General features: G+C 58.0%; 14 protein-coding genes. 2 read left to right on the top strand and 12 right to left on the bottom strand.

From position 1 onward, the window contains the following. Window positions 1-33 precede the first annotated feature (33 nt). Window positions 34-1,857, bottom strand: coding sequence for a MobH family relaxase (mobH, locus tag LCF41_RS19305; protein WP_225085944.1), 1,824 nt, complete (start codon window positions 1,855-1,857; stop codon window positions 34-36). Window positions 1,858-2,163: 306 nt separating this feature from the next. Between mobH and LCF41_RS19300 the strand changes: the two genes are divergently transcribed. Together LCF41_RS19300 and LCF41_RS19295 are read left to right on the top strand one after the other, a co-directional pair. After that, window positions 2,164-3,132, top strand: coding sequence for a hypothetical protein (locus LCF41_RS19300; protein WP_225085943.1), 969 nt, complete (start codon window positions 2,164-2,166; stop codon window positions 3,130-3,132). A 201-nt stretch (window positions 3,133-3,333) separates the two neighbouring features. Continuing rightward, complete coding sequence (locus tag LCF41_RS19295; protein ID WP_225085942.1) at window positions 3,334-3,708, top strand: DUF3742 family protein; 375 nt, start codon at window positions 3,334-3,336, stop codon at window positions 3,706-3,708. Window positions 3,709-3,721: 13 nt separating this feature from the next. Here the strand turns inward: LCF41_RS19295 and LCF41_RS19290 are convergent, their stop codons facing one another. The 11 genes from LCF41_RS19290 to LCF41_RS19240 all read right to left on the bottom strand — a co-directional run bounded on the left by LCF41_RS19290 (window position 3,722) and on the right by LCF41_RS19240 (window position 15,220). After that, window positions 3,722-5,239, bottom strand: a complete 1,518-nt coding sequence (locus tag LCF41_RS19290; protein ID WP_225088231.1) for a conjugal transfer protein TraG N-terminal domain-containing protein — start codon at window positions 5,237-5,239, stop codon at window positions 3,722-3,724. Between the two features lie 12 nt (window positions 5,240-5,251). Continuing rightward, complete coding sequence (locus LCF41_RS19285) at window positions 5,252-5,533, bottom strand: hypothetical protein (RefSeq protein WP_431191545.1); 282 nt, start codon at window positions 5,531-5,533, stop codon at window positions 5,252-5,254. A gap of 65 nt (window positions 5,534-5,598) precedes the next feature. Then, window positions 5,599-7,002 (bottom strand): integrating conjugative element protein, encoded by a 1,404-nt coding sequence (locus LCF41_RS19280; RefSeq protein WP_431191544.1) that lies wholly within the window; start codon window positions 7,000-7,002, stop codon window positions 5,599-5,601. A gap of 4 nt (window positions 7,003-7,006) precedes the next feature. Next, window positions 7,007-7,942, bottom strand: coding sequence for a TIGR03756 family integrating conjugative element protein (locus tag LCF41_RS19275; protein ID WP_225085940.1), 936 nt, complete (start codon window positions 7,940-7,942; stop codon window positions 7,007-7,009). Continuing rightward, window positions 7,939-8,385, bottom strand: a complete 447-nt coding sequence (locus LCF41_RS19270) for a TIGR03757 family integrating conjugative element protein (RefSeq protein ID WP_225085939.1) — start codon at window positions 8,383-8,385, stop codon at window positions 7,939-7,941. The genes LCF41_RS19275 and LCF41_RS19270 overlap by 4 nt, the downstream gene beginning before the upstream one ends. Window positions 8,386-8,570: 185 nt before the next feature. After that, window positions 8,571-11,435, bottom strand: a complete 2,865-nt coding sequence (locus LCF41_RS19265) for a conjugative transfer ATPase (protein WP_225085938.1) — start codon at window positions 11,433-11,435, stop codon at window positions 8,571-8,573. Beyond that, window positions 11,435-11,872 (bottom strand): TIGR03751 family conjugal transfer lipoprotein, encoded by a 438-nt coding sequence (locus LCF41_RS19260; protein ID WP_225085937.1) that lies wholly within the window; start codon window positions 11,870-11,872, stop codon window positions 11,435-11,437. The genes LCF41_RS19265 and LCF41_RS19260 overlap by 1 nt, the downstream gene beginning before the upstream one ends. Further along, window positions 11,853-13,256 (bottom strand): TIGR03752 family integrating conjugative element protein, encoded by a 1,404-nt coding sequence (locus LCF41_RS19255; protein ID WP_225085936.1) that lies wholly within the window; start codon window positions 13,254-13,256, stop codon window positions 11,853-11,855. The genes LCF41_RS19260 and LCF41_RS19255 overlap by 20 nt, the downstream gene beginning before the upstream one ends. After that, entirely contained in the window at window positions 13,246-14,148 is a 903-nt protein-coding gene (locus tag LCF41_RS19250) for a TIGR03749 family integrating conjugative element protein (protein ID WP_225085935.1), read from the bottom strand. The genes LCF41_RS19255 and LCF41_RS19250 overlap by 11 nt, the downstream gene beginning before the upstream one ends. Further along, window positions 14,145-14,825, bottom strand: coding sequence for a PFL_4703 family integrating conjugative element protein (locus LCF41_RS19245; RefSeq protein WP_225085934.1), 681 nt, complete (start codon window positions 14,823-14,825; stop codon window positions 14,145-14,147). The genes LCF41_RS19250 and LCF41_RS19245 overlap by 4 nt, the downstream gene beginning before the upstream one ends. After that, on the bottom strand, window positions 14,822-15,220 hold the full coding sequence (locus LCF41_RS19240; RefSeq protein ID WP_225085933.1) for a TIGR03750 family conjugal transfer protein: 399 nt from the start codon (window positions 15,218-15,220) through the stop codon (window positions 14,822-14,824). Before LCF41_RS19240 ends, LCF41_RS19245 begins: the two co-directional genes overlap by 4 nt. Window positions 15,221-15,228 lie beyond the last annotated feature (8 nt).

Here is a 15,228-nt window from a genome sequence, read left to right as displayed (position 1 = left end):
GGCACATGTGTAGCGTGGTGCCGGATTGCATGATTAAGCTGGCTTGTTCTCCAGAAGCGTTAAGTATGGATTATTGGGTGGTTGCTCCGCGAAGACGCTCGACGGGGCTGTGAGTAAGTAACCGTGCAGCCGCCGGGTCTTTCTTGGCCCTGTCACCTGGCATGTCCAGATGTTCAATCCGTTGTGCTGCTTGCGATGCACCAGGTGCTTTTCGAAGCGCTTTTGAATCCACTGCCAATCCTGTAATCCCTCCTGTTTTGCCATGGTGGCAATTGTTGGGTGCTCCTGCGCATAGCGTTGAAAAATCCCCGGACTGACAAGATAGACCGTGTCGTTCACAGTATGCACCATTGCTTTGGCATCGTTGATGATGAGCTTGCGTGATTGAACACCTTCCCTCAGCCAGACCATGAAGTGTTCGCTCGAAAGCGGTTTGGCAGGCTCGGGCTGTGATGATGTATCCGAGGCCTGTGGCGACATGGGCTCATCCGTGTCATCAGGTGGCGAGGATGCGGGTTGTGCAGCGCTTGACGCACTGGAAGACGCTGCAGTGTTGGGCGCTTCGGCTGGCATCAGCATTGCGAGCATGTCTTCCATGACATCGTGTGGTGTTGCGGGGGACGGTGCTGTTGCAAGAACGGGTATGGGGTGAGCGGGAGATGTCGATACGGCGGGTTCAGGTGCGAGAGGCATCGCGTCGCTGCTATCGGGGGAACTGGTTTCGATCGTTACCGTTCCTGTGAAAGGATCTGGACGCTCGGATGCCTCCCAGATCAATGCCGGGGAGAGCTTCAACAGCGTGAAGCTATGTGTCCAGCCGGATGCACTGCTGATGGTGGCTTTCCAGATGGCCTTGCCATCCTGGGTTGGCTGCAGCACGCCATGCTCCTGCAACACGTTGAACACAGCCGTGTTATTGGATGGAATGCCTTCGATCCCCTGTGACAGCAGATGGGCACGCAGTTTGTCAGAGACGGTCTTGCTGATCAGCCAAAGTGTGTCCTCTGTCAGCCAGCCATCCGAAGCCTGGGGTTGGTTGATTTTCAGTTCCTCCTTGAGCAGGTAACGCAACCCGTCGAGTAGCTTGCGCTGTAGCGCCTGCTTGGGGGCAGTCAGGACTATGCGGTTGGGATTTCCGCCCAGTTCCTGAGCCACCGAAGCGCGATCGGCCTGGATGACGAGTTCTCCCAGCATGCCGGCATGTTCGTATTGGCCTGCAAGCACATACAGCAGCGAAGTCCAGAGGGTAGGGTAGCTGCTGAGCCAGTCGAGGATGTGGTTATCGAGTATTTGCCGATAGAGCAAGCCAGTGGCGGCTCCGTGCAGGCGGTATTCACGGTCATCCCGGTAGCGAAAGCGGTAGGGCTGTTTCAGCGGTCCATGCCAGGGGTGCCAGAGGCTGCCATCCTCGTGCTCGATGTGCTGATCAACGGCAATCTTGCCGATGTCGTGGAGCAGGGCAGCATAAGCGATGGCCGCAGTCCAGGCTTCTGATTGAGCGGCTTGATCTTCCGGAGGTGCGCCTGCCGGCAGCAGGTGGGACTGTCGTAGTTTCAATGCAAAGGCGACGGTTTCAAGTCCGTGATCGAGCATGCCGCCATGGTAAGCATGATGATGCGTTTCAGAGGCGGGAAACAACTGTACCAGCTCTGCGTAGCGTTCCAGAGGCCTGCGGTAAAGTGTGGTGAATTGCTTGCGAGAGAGTGAGGTGCGCTGCCAGATATGCTCCAGCAGTTTTTGCCGACGAGGTGTGTCCAGCAAGGACGCAGCGGGTTCTGGCTGGAGCAGCCCTTTTTCTGGCATGACAGGGTCTGGCTGTGGTGGCGTGGGCTTTTTTCGCTGGAACAGAGTAAACATTGTGATGCCTCAGGTGCGGGGTTAACGGGCCTTTTCCTTTTTCGGGTAGAGCCTTTCCCCTTGACCCCATTCCATTGCCTTTTATCGGTTTTACCCTTGTTGGAGCCTTTTGATATAGCGCTGTTTGTCTGTGCCACCGAGTATCAATGCGGTAGGGGGAAATCCTTTTTGTGCAGGGAAATGGATAACGCTATGAAGGCTTGGTGTTGCAGGTGAAAATATCACGATGTAATTCTTTCAGTCTGAAGAGGTAGCGTAATTTTCTTCAGGCGAAGAACAATTTGGTAGAGTCAGCTGGAAATAAAAATGAAGAACGACATTGAACGTGATATCAGCAGTATCAGGCAGGAGTTGACGGGCTCAGAATTGGATCTGTCATGGCAATCAAAATCCTCTCTGAAATATTATGTGCGGGGTATTTATAGAGATTTAGTGAAATGGCAGTTTAAACGCCAATATGAAAAAGAGGAATCGCAGCGAAATCTTGAATTTGCCCTTTGCGTAATTGGTGTTTTTGGTGTGTTGCTGGCGATTATTCGCTCAGCGGGAAGTGATATCGATTGGGTACGAGAACATACTCTGTCATTCCGATTGTGGGGCGTGGCCTTGTGTTCCATTTTCGTTGGCGTATCGCTGGAACGATCTTCTGTGGTGAGTTCTTTGTGGCGTTTTACTGTCACGAAGGTGTTGCTATCAATTGTGCTGTCGGGGCTGGTGATCTATGCACGGGGTCAGGCAGGCATTTATGTCAATGCTGTGTTTCATGTTGATGCGTCGGCTTTACCTATTACCCTGTTGTTTACTACCGGCCTTATGGTATTCAAATTACTTTTGCCGTTTATCATCTTTGTGGCTGTGATTATGTTTTTGGTGAATTTTTTCTTTATGGCAGCTTGGTTCAAGAATAAGTTTAGTGGTGGCAATTCGGAGCTGCCATTGCTGCAACCTGTTCTTTGTGTATTGGTGTCATCTGTCCTTCTTTATCATGGATGGTTATGGCCCAGTGATCAATTGAGCGATACCCGAGTGTCTGAAAAAATCTATCTGCTGGCTAATGCACTGGATTTTAATGATTCGCATCAATGTGCGAATGTGCCTGCGGATCGGCCAGTGGTTTTTCTTGGTAATGCTCAGGACGCAGTATTAGTTGCACCTTATCAATTGGAAGACTTTGATTTCGCCACGTTCTTTGAGGCCTCGGCAAATGTTCCCCGCCAATTTGTGCGGATGCGATGTGAATACAAACCAGCACAGGCGTTTCCAGAAGGGTGGTGATTGATGCACACTTTGTTCCTGATTAGTTTATGCACTGTCAGAGCAATAAGCGGGACAGACGATCTCCGACAGTTGGATATTTGATGTATGGTATTTCTGCTCTAAGCTAAGTAGACAAGGCGATTTCCGTAAAAACATCGTGTATCAATCGCTGTAAGGTGGACTTCCGGTACAAGCGGGTAACGCAGGAAAATGATGACCATGAATAGCACGAGCCATAACAGTATTGCAGAACGCTTTGGCCGTTGGCTCGGCAGAGGCTGGCGTGGCTATGTGCGTTATGAGCACAAAGTGTTGAACTGGTTGGTATCCAAGGATGTGCCACAGTTTGCTGCCTTCGTGCTTTTGTGGGCAATCAAACTGGTTGTGCTTGGCGCGCTGGCGTATTTCGTCTTTTGGTTGGCATTGTTGATTGTGTTTGCTGTTGTTGCCAGTTGGGCTGTTGGACAAAGCACGCCGGAAGATGATTTTGAATTAGGTTTCCTTGCGACGTTGGATGAGCTTCGCGAAATGCCAGGGTACGATCCTAATCTGCACAACGATACATCTCATGAAATGTATCGCGATGATGATTGATCCGGCTTAAATCCTACTGGAGTTTTTTGGAGACTGTACCAGCCCCCTTTCCGCCAGCATTACCAGCATCCTTTGTGCCCGCTGAAAAACTATTTGCGATTGTCCCCGCCCGAATGCCCGCCCAGGTCAACGCACCGATCCAGAATGTCGGTAGTACGATGAACATCGTACCCATGACGAAGTTCAGCAACATATCGCCGAAGGTATTGTTTATGCCCATAAGCGGATCAACATTGTTGTGTGGCCGATTCCAGCCCCATCCCCAACCGTAAAGCGCATCGAGGATCGTACTGTCGATCCAGCGTGCAAGCTGGAACCAGAAATCCACAAAGAACAGCGCAAACTGCACGATGCTGAGCGTGACAACGGTCTTCAGGTCGTAGGTGCCTACCAGGAGCACCAGAGGGATACAGATCACCAGTGCCATCTTCAGTAGTGCAAGCACCATCGGCAGTGCCTGGCGCACGACGTCCAATGCCGGGAATGCGGCGATCCCTCCAATGGTCATGCCAATGTCGCCTGCAGCACGTGTGACGATATTCGGTAAGGTTTTGTCGATTTGACCGCCATAATCGGTGTAGACACTGCCTTGGTTGAGTTTCTGCTGGCGGGGTGAAGCAAGCGCCCTGATGACTGAGTCATCCACCTCTGCACGGCTGATGAATCCAGCCCAGTTGGCGATGCGGCTGAGTAGGCTGGGGTCGACCTGTGCCAGCAGACGCACACGCAAGCCGTTGCCACCATCACTCCACCATTGGCGGCAGCTCGGATAGCCAGCCCCGCTTGGCACCTGAGCCAGTCCAGCGTCACGAGTGCTGTCGTAGGCCCAGCCCTCACGGGGTGTTTTTGCTCGGTAGGTGTCGTAGAAGCCTCCGGTACTGACAAAATAGGTTGAGCCAATCCAGGTTACGTCGTGCATTTGTGCTTCATCAAGATCGGGACGATTCATGAACAGTTTGGCGCGTGCAGGGCCGTAGCAGTCGTGGGTAAAGTCTGCGACTTCCTGAGCCAGTACGGGATCATCAATACGGGTGGCATTGATCTCCATCCGCATTTGTCGCAGGTCGGTGCCGCATGGGATAGCCGCCACCGAGGCACCCGTGATCGCGCGTGAGAGCGCATGCATGAATGCCCACCATACGGGCACTTTTGCGCTCTGGTTGTTGAGGGTGCTGAAGGATTGTGACCAGCCCGTGTCTTCGGGCTGCGGTACGCTGATCTGGCACTGTGCCGAACGCGCCTGATCGTACCTGATCGTGTTGAGGTCCACATCGATGAACGGAATACCGGCGAACATTACCACCACGATCGCCACCCATACCCGGTTTTCAATGCGCATTGAAGACAGCACGCCCTTGTTGCCTTCGTCAGCACCCTCGGTACGGGATCTCAGCCATTCGTCGATGATGATGGCCACGAAGGGGAGGACGAATACGCCGCTGGAAACCAATACCGCCCAGATGCCGTTGTGGACGACCCAGCTCACCAGGGTCAGGTAATACTCCAGATAATCGGTGGTGAAAAGCGTCATGGTCATTTACCTCTATGCGTTCTGCACCAACAGGCTGAACTCCAGCACCAGCAATGCCGCGATACCGGAAACCTCGGCGCGAATGAGCCTGCGCCGGGCATCGGGGCTGGTATCGCGCAGGAGCAGGCGACGGCGCATCCACAGCCAGCCATAAACGGTGGCACCGTACAGGCACACGCGCCACAACAGGAAGTAGCTGGCAGTATCGGCCAGCCAGTGTTCCCAGCCAGCGATGCTGCCAGCAAAGTAGATGCCCAGGACGTTGGCTGTGACGGTGATGACCAGCAATAGCACCGTCCACAGGAGGACCCTGGCGGTACGCCAACTGAGCAGACGGTGTGAGCGCAGCCGGGCAAGACTCATGGCGTGCCTCCGGGATGGGGACGCTGCAACTGGTCAAGGCGGTTAGGTACGGGGTCGCCTTCATAGATGCCGCGTGAGCCGGCAGCGCGTGCGCTGTGGCGCTGGATGATGGCCATCGGCGAGTTGTTGGCAAGCTCGCGGCGCAGTTCAAGCTCGGTTTTGAGATTGAGGATCTCGCGGTCAAGCGTGTTGCTTTCCTGATCGACGGTGGCGACTGCCAATTGGTTGGCGGCGACGTTTGGCTCTTTCTTGCCGGTCAGTAGCGTACGTTGCAGCAGCAGGGCTTTTTCCAGTACCGATGCCAGCGCGACTTCAGAGGCCAGGCGTCGGGCCAGAATGTCTTGATCAGGCTCGTCACGCAGTGCCTCGATGACGCTGCGGGTGATCGGCAGCGAGGCACTGCCTGCCTCGCGAAGGTTCTCGAACGTGGTGTTGCGGGTTCCCCTGACCAGTTCCTGCAAGGCTTCCAGCTTGGTGTCGTATTCGTCCTGGATGACCGGGGTCAGTCCGACGCCTGGCACGGTCTCGGTCTTGGTGCAGCCTTCGCAGGTGCGCTGTTCCTGCTCGCCCAGCACGCGGGTGGCAAAGTCGATGGCCTGCTGTGGTGATGCCCAGGTCTGGCAGGACAGGCTTTGGCAATTTGCTGTGTCGATGGATGAGGTGTCGGCCACATTGCGACCATTGACCAGGTTGTAGCCTGCGCGGGTGACATCACTGACGACCTTGATTGACCGCTGACCGGTTCCACCTGCGTTGCTGCCACTGACCCACGGCACCCCGTCGTTGCCCCGGTTTTTTTCAGCCTGTTCAATAGCCGAGACGGCATCAGTGCTGGAGACTGCCTGACGCAGCGCCATACCTTGGGCAATCTGGTTCCAGCCGAGCTGGCCGCCTGCGGTGTCTGCCATGCGCTCCGCCATCGCCTGGCAGGAGAGCTTGGAGCGGTCAAAGTCCAGTCGAGCCTGCAGAACGCCATTGGTCAGCAGGTTGTAGAGCCCCGGATCGGCCCGCTGGATGATGAGCGCGGGCAATGAGGCGACCGCGCTGGTGGCGTTCTGGATCACGCTGCTCATGATGTTCTGAAAGCCGTTGGTCAGCCCGTTGAGCTGATTCTGGATTGTGGTACTGATGTTCATGTCGCCACAGATCAGGTTGCTGTTCCAGCCCACACCGACACCAATCGAGCGCATGCCGGCCGCACTGCTCATCGACACGGCGTTGCCGCCACCGATGGAGTACATCACCTCATCGCCAATGACGGCACCGCTGTTCTGGAACCCTCCGTTCTGTGCCAGTGCCAGGCCACTGTTCAGCGCCAGTACGGCAACCAATAGCGCGGGTTGCCACAGGTGCGGCGCAGGAATTGAAAACGCTTTCGGGTCGAGCCGTTTCATCATCATGTCCTCAGTTGAAATCCACGCTGCCAAGAAAGGTCTGGCCGCGTCGTTGGCAGCAGCTATAGGGTCGCCAGAGTGCCCAGGCGTAGTCGTCTTGCTGCGCTTGAGCCAGTGATTCTTTATGTGGGAAGACCGTGCAGGAGGAAGAAAGACGAGGAGTCAGTTCTTGCCATTTGCCGGTCAAGGCATCGCTTTCCATCAATGCGCCTGCCGGCCAGTAACCGTCGCGGGCATTGGCGAGCAGGGGTTGGTACACGTGTAGTTGCCCTCGACGGGTCACGATATCACCCGCCCGCTGGGCGACCACGGCGCTGGCTTTGTAGCTGTCCACTTGATGCAGAAAACCGCCGCGTGGATAGACGTTGCCCCACAGGTTCAGTGCGGTGCGTGAACCGATCTCACGCATACCGGGTATCAGCGCCTCGGGATACACCGATTCGGGAATGTTATAGCGCCACGCGATGGTATCGAGTGTGCTCAGCAGGTACGGCATGAAGGCGGTGCCGGCACCGTCGCAGATATAGCCTGATGACGAGGCAAACTGAGTGAATGCCTGGCCGCTAGGGTGACCGATTACGTCTGCGTTGCGGAAACTGGAGAGATTGTTCTCGTTGCCATGGTTGCTGGTGCCGTCACCACCGCTCTGGGCTGTGGGGTTGGGCATACTCATGGCGCGTACTTCAACCCACGGGTTGTCGCCCGTGTTGCTATAGCTCGATACCACGGCATCGGGGACGTAGTGCCTGACTTTGACGGAGGTGCGCACTGAACAGCCGAACTTGGTGCAAAGCAGCCAGTAGCAGATCCCGGTAACCCGGTATTCCAGGCAATCCGGGGATAGTGATGAGGCGACGATGGTGGTGGTATTGAGGGCGAACGACGAGCTGGCAGCCGTAAGCAAAACGGCGGCAATACTGGTGCGCAGGCGGCGTGAGCGTCTCATGGCTGAGTCCTCTTGTGCGTGTTGATGAGCTCAACCGCTCTGGCGATGTCGGGGTCGCCATAAACCACATACCGCTGATCAACGATAACGGCGGGCAGGGTGGTGATGCCCAGGCTCCAGGCATCGACAACGTCTTGATAGGCTTCGCTGATGCGCTGCTGCAGGGCAGTGCCGCCTTCTTTCAGGCGTTGTTGCACGATGATGGCGGCACGGGCTGGGTCCAAGGGGAGGTTGGCGGCGAGCTCGGCTTCGATGCGTTGAGCGGCGTCCAACTCAATGACCCTCACAGACGGGTGTTCGACCTGAACTGGATGGCGTCGATCAGTGACGACGATGATGTCAGCGGCGAAGGCGTCGGTAGCGAACAGCAGCGCGTACAACCAGGCTGTGATGGCGAGTGGCCTCAGCCTGGGCGAAAGGAACGGAAAAAGATATGTCAGCATGTCGAGCCACCACGTAGTTGCTAATGGGGGTAGTCCACTGCAAAGCCAGGTGGGGTTCGACAAACAAAAGGAAGCTGACGGTCACCGCATTGATGAGAGGCGTATTCTATCTACAGTGAGTCGACTACTCTTTCAAGTTGTGCTCGCGTGTATATCCCTAACTGGAGCAGGGCAGATTTCTGACTTCAACCCAGTACGTGGTCGTATGGCAGGGAGGTGATACCACGCGCATGGTCAATCATTTCGGCCACTTTGAATGCGGCATCCAACTCGCCAATGCCGAACTGCTGCATCAGCCGGTAGCGTTCAGCTTTTTCCTCGGGCTCGGTCTGGGCCAGAGCGAGGTAGAGGCTGGGCGGTACGGCACGGAAGAGTACTTCCAGGTTCTTGGAGAGGATGATGCCTTCGGTGAACTTGCCAGATTCTTTGCGTGCGGACAGCATCAGCGCCTTCTGCGCGGGTGTCAGTTCCCTGAACCTTGCGATTTTCTCCACCTCATCGGGCGGCATCGACAGGCAAATCCACCATTCGATCATGTTGAGCATGGGTTCTGCGGCCTTCGGTAGATCGTCGATGTTCTGCGTCGCGAGCCAAAACCACGCACCCAGTTTGCGCCACATTTTCGTGACCTTCACGACGTAGGGCGAGAGCAAGGGGTTTTTGGTGATGATATGGCCTTCATCCGTGACGTTAAGGATGGGACGGCCCAGGAATTGGTCGCGTTCGGCGATGTTGTTGACGGTGTTGATAAGCGAGATATAGGCGATCGACAGTTGTGCGTTGTAGCCTTCGCGTGCATAGGTGGCCAGGTCGACCAGGGTGATGTCGGCCTCGGGCCAGGACGTTCCGTCACGGTCAAACATTTCCCCATCGCTGCCCTGGCAGAACATATCCATTGCGTCGGCCATCTCCAGCAGGCGAGCGCGCCGGATTTCCGGCAGCGTGGTGTCATGACCTCGCTCGCGCAGCGCATCGCGCACATCGCGGGTCAGCACGGTACGGTTGGCAGTGACGCAGCGCTGAGCGGCGTCCAGAATGCATTGGCGGATCAACGAGCGGTCAGCCCGGGTCATGCGGGCTTCTTCCTTGTCTTCTCCTCCCGTGATCATCAGACGTGCCGTGATCTCCAGTTCGCCCAGCACATCGCGCTGTTCGTCAGCCTCGGCTTCTTTGTTCTGCTGTTCATCATCATCCAGCTCATCGGCATCAAGTGTCTGTACATCGCTGGGTGTTTCGATGAGTCGTCGGGCATCGGCGAACGGTGCGAGACTCACGCCAGATCCGGGAGCGAGTTTGATCCGGTTGACGGTCAGGCCTAAGCGCCGGGCGAATTCGCAGTACAGACCGAAAGAGTTGCCGGCCTCCACAATGAAGATGCGTGGACGATAGATGGCGGTGACTTGATTGAGCAGGTTATTGAGGGTGGCGCTTTTGCCTGAACCTGTGGGGCCGAACAGGAAAAGGTGCGCGTTCATCTGCCGATCCAGTCGGCTGAAGGGGTCGAACGTGATCAAGCCGCCCCCGCGATTGAAGACGGTAATGCCTGGATGGCCTGTACCCTGGCTACGTCCCCAGGTCGGTGAGAGGTTGGCCACATGCTGGGCGAACATCAGTTGCGTGTACCACTGTTTGCGGTCCTGGGCCGGGTTGTACATACACGGCAGCCAGCGCAGATAGGTGTTGAGTGGGGCGACTTCGTCCTCTTCGCGCACCGGTTGCAGGCCTGCGCCCAGCATGACGTTTGCCAGTTGAAGGCCCCGGCTGTCGAGTTCCGCTTCATTCCGGCCACGCAAATAGAACGCCAGGCTGGCGCGGTACAGCTTGTGAGAGCTGCCGATCAGCGAGCGTGCCTCTTGCACGTCTGCCAGGGTTTGTTCGGATGCCAGTGTCTCGCCAACGGCTTTCTTTGCCAGATGGTTCAGGTGTGCTTCGAGTACGTCCTGCGGTGTGGCTACCAGTGTCAGGCACATCATCGTGTCTTCCGGCATCTGGTCGAACAGGGTGTTGATGGCATCGCCCTTGCGATTCTCGCCTGTCATGTGACCCACGCTGGGTGGTGTGCGCAGGCGATCGGTCATCATCACCCGATGCGGCATGCCGTCAAAGTGCCACACGCCCCGGACCGCATCTGAGCGTGGCTGGCCGAAGAACAGCCTCTGACTGAAATCGCACCCGGAGGCCAGCTCGATTTCATCGGCGTAGTGCGTGTTTGGGTAGGCGGTTAACTGGTAGAAACGTTCGCGGTCTTCGGCGCTGGGTCCCAGCAGCGTGGGGTGTGGGTTGAACCAGCGCAGCAGCCAGTCGTGGATGTGCGGCGCGTCCAGGCGCTGGGTGCGGATGCCTGCGTTGGCCAGGCCACCACACAGGCGGTCACAAACCACATTCAAAGCCTGCTCGGGTGTCTGGCCGCGTCGTGCCGTGCTGCCAGCGGTACGGCGATAGACCACCATGCGGACCCGTCGTGTTTGTCCGCGCCAGGGCAGTCGCGTGACCGTGGCATCCTCGAACAGGCCTCCCGGTTTTGCTACCGCGCGCAGGTGATGGGCCATTGAATGCAGATAGAACTCGGTGAAGCGTGAGTGCTGCGCTCGCGGCTGGATGTAGCCACGAAGGGTCTGCAGATACGGGTCAAAGTTGGTCTCGTCCTGAGCGTAGAGTTGCAGCACCCAGGGGTTGTCGTCGAGCTCATCGAAGCTGTCCTGCAGTGCGTTCTCCAGCGCATCCCGTGCCTGAGCCAGCCAGGCTGGCTCGCGGCCTTCGGTGCCCAACGGGGTCAGCTCGAAGAATGCGGCGACCGAGATGCCATCTTCCAGCAGCATACTTTGTGATTCGGGCTGGTATTCAACCCAGGGCAGCAACGCGACGAACGATGGCGCAACGTCGTACAAGGCCTGCTCATCCGCTTGCGTGGCGGGACGGCTCTCCCTCACGGTGGCTCCAGGTTCGGGAATGCCCGATTTTCGTAATGCATCGATGTGGCGCTGCCAGCCGTCAGGTTGTTCATCTTTGGTAGGCACAGAAAGCTTGCGCCAGGGACGTGACCAGACCATCAGTAGTCCTCCGTGCGTTCGCCCGGCATTGCGTACTGCACACGTTGATAGAGGGGGAAGATAGTCGTGTAACCCGGCACTGGAACTGGGTCCGTCCCCGCCAGATGCGGGAACACGTACATCAGCAGGTCGGGATTCGGCAGTCTCTGAAACTGGCTGCGTACTTCATTGGCGGCGGTACGTGTGTAGTGTGCCTGTTCTGCAGGGGCAGCTTGCACATCCGCGTGGCTGAGTGGACGGCGCAAGCTTTGGCGGGCATCGATCAGTTGGCGATAGGCCATCTGTCCCACTCGGCCCCCATTGCCGCTCTCTTGCTGCCAGATATCCTGCATGGTTTGGCCGCTATGAGGTAACAGGTCTTCCTTGCTCGTGGCGCAACCGGTCAGTACGGCTACGGAGAGCATGATTGCCAGCGGTTTAATCCAGTTCGAGCGCATGGCTTTCTCCTGTGCGGTGGTCGACTTTGCGACCTTCGGGCTCATAGTCGATGGCGAGGGGTTTTTCGAGGTGAACAGCGACGTGTGCGCCTGGTTTCACATAGACCGCTGCGAATGCCTGTCCATAGAGCTTGTTGACCCAGTCTGACATGTCGCGCACACCGCCTGCGAGAATACGACCCACAGCCTCGTTGCTGCTGATACCCACCGTACCGATGGAGCCGTCGGCACCGGCGTAGGACATCTGACCGCTGTCTGAATCGATGAGCGATGCCGCGCCAGCCCCCGCAGCGGTGATCAGCGCCTGCGTGCCGAGATACTGCTGGGCATTGCTGCGGCGCTCGCCGGACACGCACGGGATACCGTAGGGGTCGCTGATCCAGCCCAGGCCGTCTTGATCGTTGTTGCGCTGATTGCCATCGCTGTCTTCGGGGATAGTGCGAATGGTGCCGTCATGAAACACGAAGGTGATGGAGCGCACTTGCCCCCTGACGCATGAGAGTGTCCAGTCGCCGGAGGCGGTGCCGCTGAATACCGCTCCAGCTACATCAGGAATATCGATGCCGTTGGCCGTGAGGTTATCGGGGCCGACCAAAACTTTGAAAGGGTAGGGGTCATTGACGGTGCCATCGATGGGCACGCGACCGATCAGCGCGGTCATCGCGACAGAGCCCATCAGCGTTGAGTTGGTCGGTACGGTGTAGACGGTTTTGGCCGTTTTTACGCCAACAGCCCTGGCTCCCGCATCGGTGACAGAATTGGCCGTGGTTTCCAGCGTCTTCTGGGCGGGCCCGAAACGTGTCGGAAAGCTCGGCGCAGCGTTGCCATGACGGCCCTCAGTCTGTCTGGCATCGTCAGGCTCTACCCAGCGGATCGTGGTCTCGTCGCTGAATCCTTCCGCATCCCCGTCTTGCAGGCCGAGGCCGACAGGCAGGTCGCCGTGACCGCCGCTGCCCATGCTGTCCAGCCGCCGCTGCAAATCTGCCAGCAGACCCTCGGTCTTCTGGCGCTCGCTGCTGAGTTGTGCCTGATCGCGGCGCAGGTTGGTTCGTTCGGACTCCAGTGCGGTGCTGATGCGCTGGTCAATGGCGCTTTCGCGCTGACGCAAACGCTGGTTTTCTTCTCGCTGTGCCCGGTTGTCGGTGGTGGCAGTTTGCAGCTCGGTGCGCAGTTGTCGAACCTGGGCTACCAGGGTCGCGACCGTATCACGGGGTGTGTCCCCTTCGATGCCCAGTGCCTTCATTTCCTCCGGGGTGAGCTGGCTGCCCGTCTCTGTCGAGGCTGGGGACTGTGTGCCACCACCAGAGAACATGCGGATGCCAACGAACAGCACCAGCAGTGCGACGGGGATCATCAGCCATTTCAGCAGACCGTTACTGCGCATGCTGCACCTCCGTCGTCGGGCTTGTCGTGGTTTGCACATGCCTGGCGGGATCAAAGCGTTGGATGGCGGGTAGCAACGACTGCGATAGCCCATGCTGGCGGGTGACCAGATACAGCACGGTGGTGTCTTCGGGGGTGCCGCGTGGGCCAAGCGCCGGATGCTGGAAAGTGGCGGTGAGGAAGTTGCCCTGAAGTGCGCGCGGATCGAGTTCGATCCAGCCCCCCTCCATATGGGTCAGCCGCACGGCAGTCACCCACTGGTCTTCCAGCCGCCATGATGCCTGCGCGGTCGCCTGAACAGGCAGCGTAGGCAGTAAGGTGTCGAGTCGCAGATTACGGTGCAGGTTCACGCGCACAATGCCGGGTACAGGTTCAATGGTGCGCAGTGGGGCATACAGGTTCTGTGCTGCGTAGCGTGTCAGCACCACGGCCACGGGTGTTTCACGTCGCGTCGGCCTGTCCTGTGCTGTGGTGGGTGCGTCGGTTTCGCTGTCCCGTTGCTGGCCATAGCGCGGTGGCGTGGTCTTGCCCTCAACGATGCGTACCGGCTCAAGCACTGGCTCACCGTCTTTGGCGGGGGAGGCCGCAATGTCGAGCAGAATCAGCGTGCCGCTGTCGGCGTCCTGCAACTGCAATCGGGTGGGTTCGATGGGCTTGCTGGCTCGCAGGTAAATTGCACCCCCAGCACTCTGTACGCGCAGTCGATCGCCGACGCTGGCCGGGACGCCAACACGGATGTTGCGATCCACAAACACAATGCGTTCCTGTCCGACCGTAAGAGGAACGGCAAGCGGCAGTCGCTCCCAGCGCAGGATCTCCACAGAATAGGCAACGGGCGTCAGCATCAGGGACAACAGTCCCAGCAAGATAAGACGGAGAGGATGATGCTTCATGGGGTTTCTCCCTGTGTACCCAGACCGCCACGACTCGGTGGCTCCGGTGTGGGGGTTGTGATGCGTTGCGGGGCACCGTCGTAGCAGTCGAGCATGAGGCCAAACGGATTACGGGCCGGATCGACATCGGCACGTGCGACTTTCACCGGGTAGCGCACCAGGGCGCGTTTGACCTGTTCTGGGCCGTGGTACTCGTTGGCGCTGAGATCGAGGGTCACCACCCAGTCACTATTGGATATTGTGCGTACCCGTGCGGTGGGGTTGTCGCCATAGCCGCGCCCTGGAATTTCGTAGACACCGCGTACGCGCTGTCGCAGTTCTCCAGTACTGCGGCGATAGTCGTAATCCGCCTGCAAAAAGGCACGGCATGCTGGGGTGAGGTACGGCGACAATGCATGCAGGTTGCGTGCGTAGTCCTCCTCCCCATTGCTTGGCCAGCGGTTGAGTTGCTGGAATACATAGAAGGTGAAAGCGTAGACCGACTCGGGTGGCACCTCCCACCAGGCACGTGTGCTCCCCGAACGCAGGTCGGGCGGTACGTGAATGGTCAGGTCACGCGGTGCGCTCCACCAACCGGCCCCCATCATCAATGACACCAGAAGTAATGCACTGGCACCGATACGAAGGGTCTTGATGTGTGCCTGTAGGTGCGCCACTTCGTTCTTGAATCGACTCATCGCACCGTCCTTCTATTCGACCAGAAGCCTGAGCGCGTGATCAGCCGGTGTCCGCCCACCCAGCCTATGAATAGCGGATAGCGGGTCGTGATGCGCCATTGCAACTGACGGTACAGCCAGGTATCGGGACGGCCGCGTTTCTGTCGTCGCAGGAAGCCGCCACCGACGAATACGCCGCAGGCGATGCCCAGCACAATGCAGGTTGGTGCCAGAGCGATGGTCGAAAGTAGCCAGGACAGTGGGATGCCGATGAGCAGCCCGGCGCTGCCGGACAGGCCACAACAGATCCACAGCTCATCGGCCGTCAGACCGCGCACCACCACAGGATGCCGATTGAGCCGATGCGGCAGGAACGTGACGGTGCCGTCTGCGCGGGTATGAGGATGCGCTGACATGTCCAGTC

The organism is Pectobacterium colocasium (genome assembly GCF_020181655.1).
Taxonomy (GTDB): domain Bacteria; phylum Pseudomonadota; class Gammaproteobacteria; order Enterobacterales; family Enterobacteriaceae; genus Pectobacterium; species Pectobacterium colocasium.
This window is presented reverse-complemented; position numbering and strand designations above follow the sequence as displayed.

Bases quoted from the DNA above. Each gene is read 5' to 3' on its own strand.
- LCF41_RS19270 (WP_225085939.1), bottom strand. From the start codon at position 8,385: ATGCTGACATATCTTTTTCCGTTCCTTTCGCCCAGGCTGAGGCCACTC.
- LCF41_RS19290 (WP_225088231.1), bottom strand. From the start codon at position 5,239: ATGACGCTTTTCACCACCGATTATCTGGAGTATTACCTGACCCTGGTG.
- LCF41_RS19280 (WP_431191544.1), bottom strand. From the start codon at position 7,002: ATGATGATGAAACGGCTCGACCCGAAAGCGTTTTCAATTCCTGCGCCG.
- LCF41_RS19245 (WP_225085934.1), bottom strand. From the start codon at position 14,825: ATGAGTCGATTCAAGAACGAAGTGGCGCACCTACAGGCACACATCAAG.
- LCF41_RS19275 (WP_225085940.1), bottom strand. From the start codon at position 7,942: ATGAGACGCTCACGCCGCCTGCGCACCAGTATTGCCGCCGTTTTGCTT.
- mobH (WP_225085944.1), bottom strand. From the start codon at position 1,857: ATGTTTACTCTGTTCCAGCGAAAAAAGCCCACGCCACCACAGCCAGAC.
- LCF41_RS19295 (WP_225085942.1), top strand. From the start codon at position 3,334: ATGAATAGCACGAGCCATAACAGTATTGCAGAACGCTTTGGCCGTTGG.
- LCF41_RS19300 (WP_225085943.1), top strand. From the start codon at position 2,164: ATGAAGAACGACATTGAACGTGATATCAGCAGTATCAGGCAGGAGTTG.
- LCF41_RS19255 (WP_225085936.1), bottom strand. From the start codon at position 13,256: ATGCGCAGTAACGGTCTGCTGAAATGGCTGATGATCCCCGTCGCACTG.
- LCF41_RS19265 (WP_225085938.1), bottom strand. From the start codon at position 11,435: ATGGTCTGGTCACGTCCCTGGCGCAAGCTTTCTGTGCCTACCAAAGAT.
- LCF41_RS19240 (WP_225085933.1), bottom strand. From the start codon at position 15,220: ATGTCAGCGCATCCTCATACCCGCGCAGACGGCACCGTCACGTTCCTG.
- LCF41_RS19250 (WP_225085935.1), bottom strand. From the start codon at position 14,148: ATGAAGCATCATCCTCTCCGTCTTATCTTGCTGGGACTGTTGTCCCTG.
- LCF41_RS19260 (WP_225085937.1), bottom strand. From the start codon at position 11,872: ATGCGCTCGAACTGGATTAAACCGCTGGCAATCATGCTCTCCGTAGCC.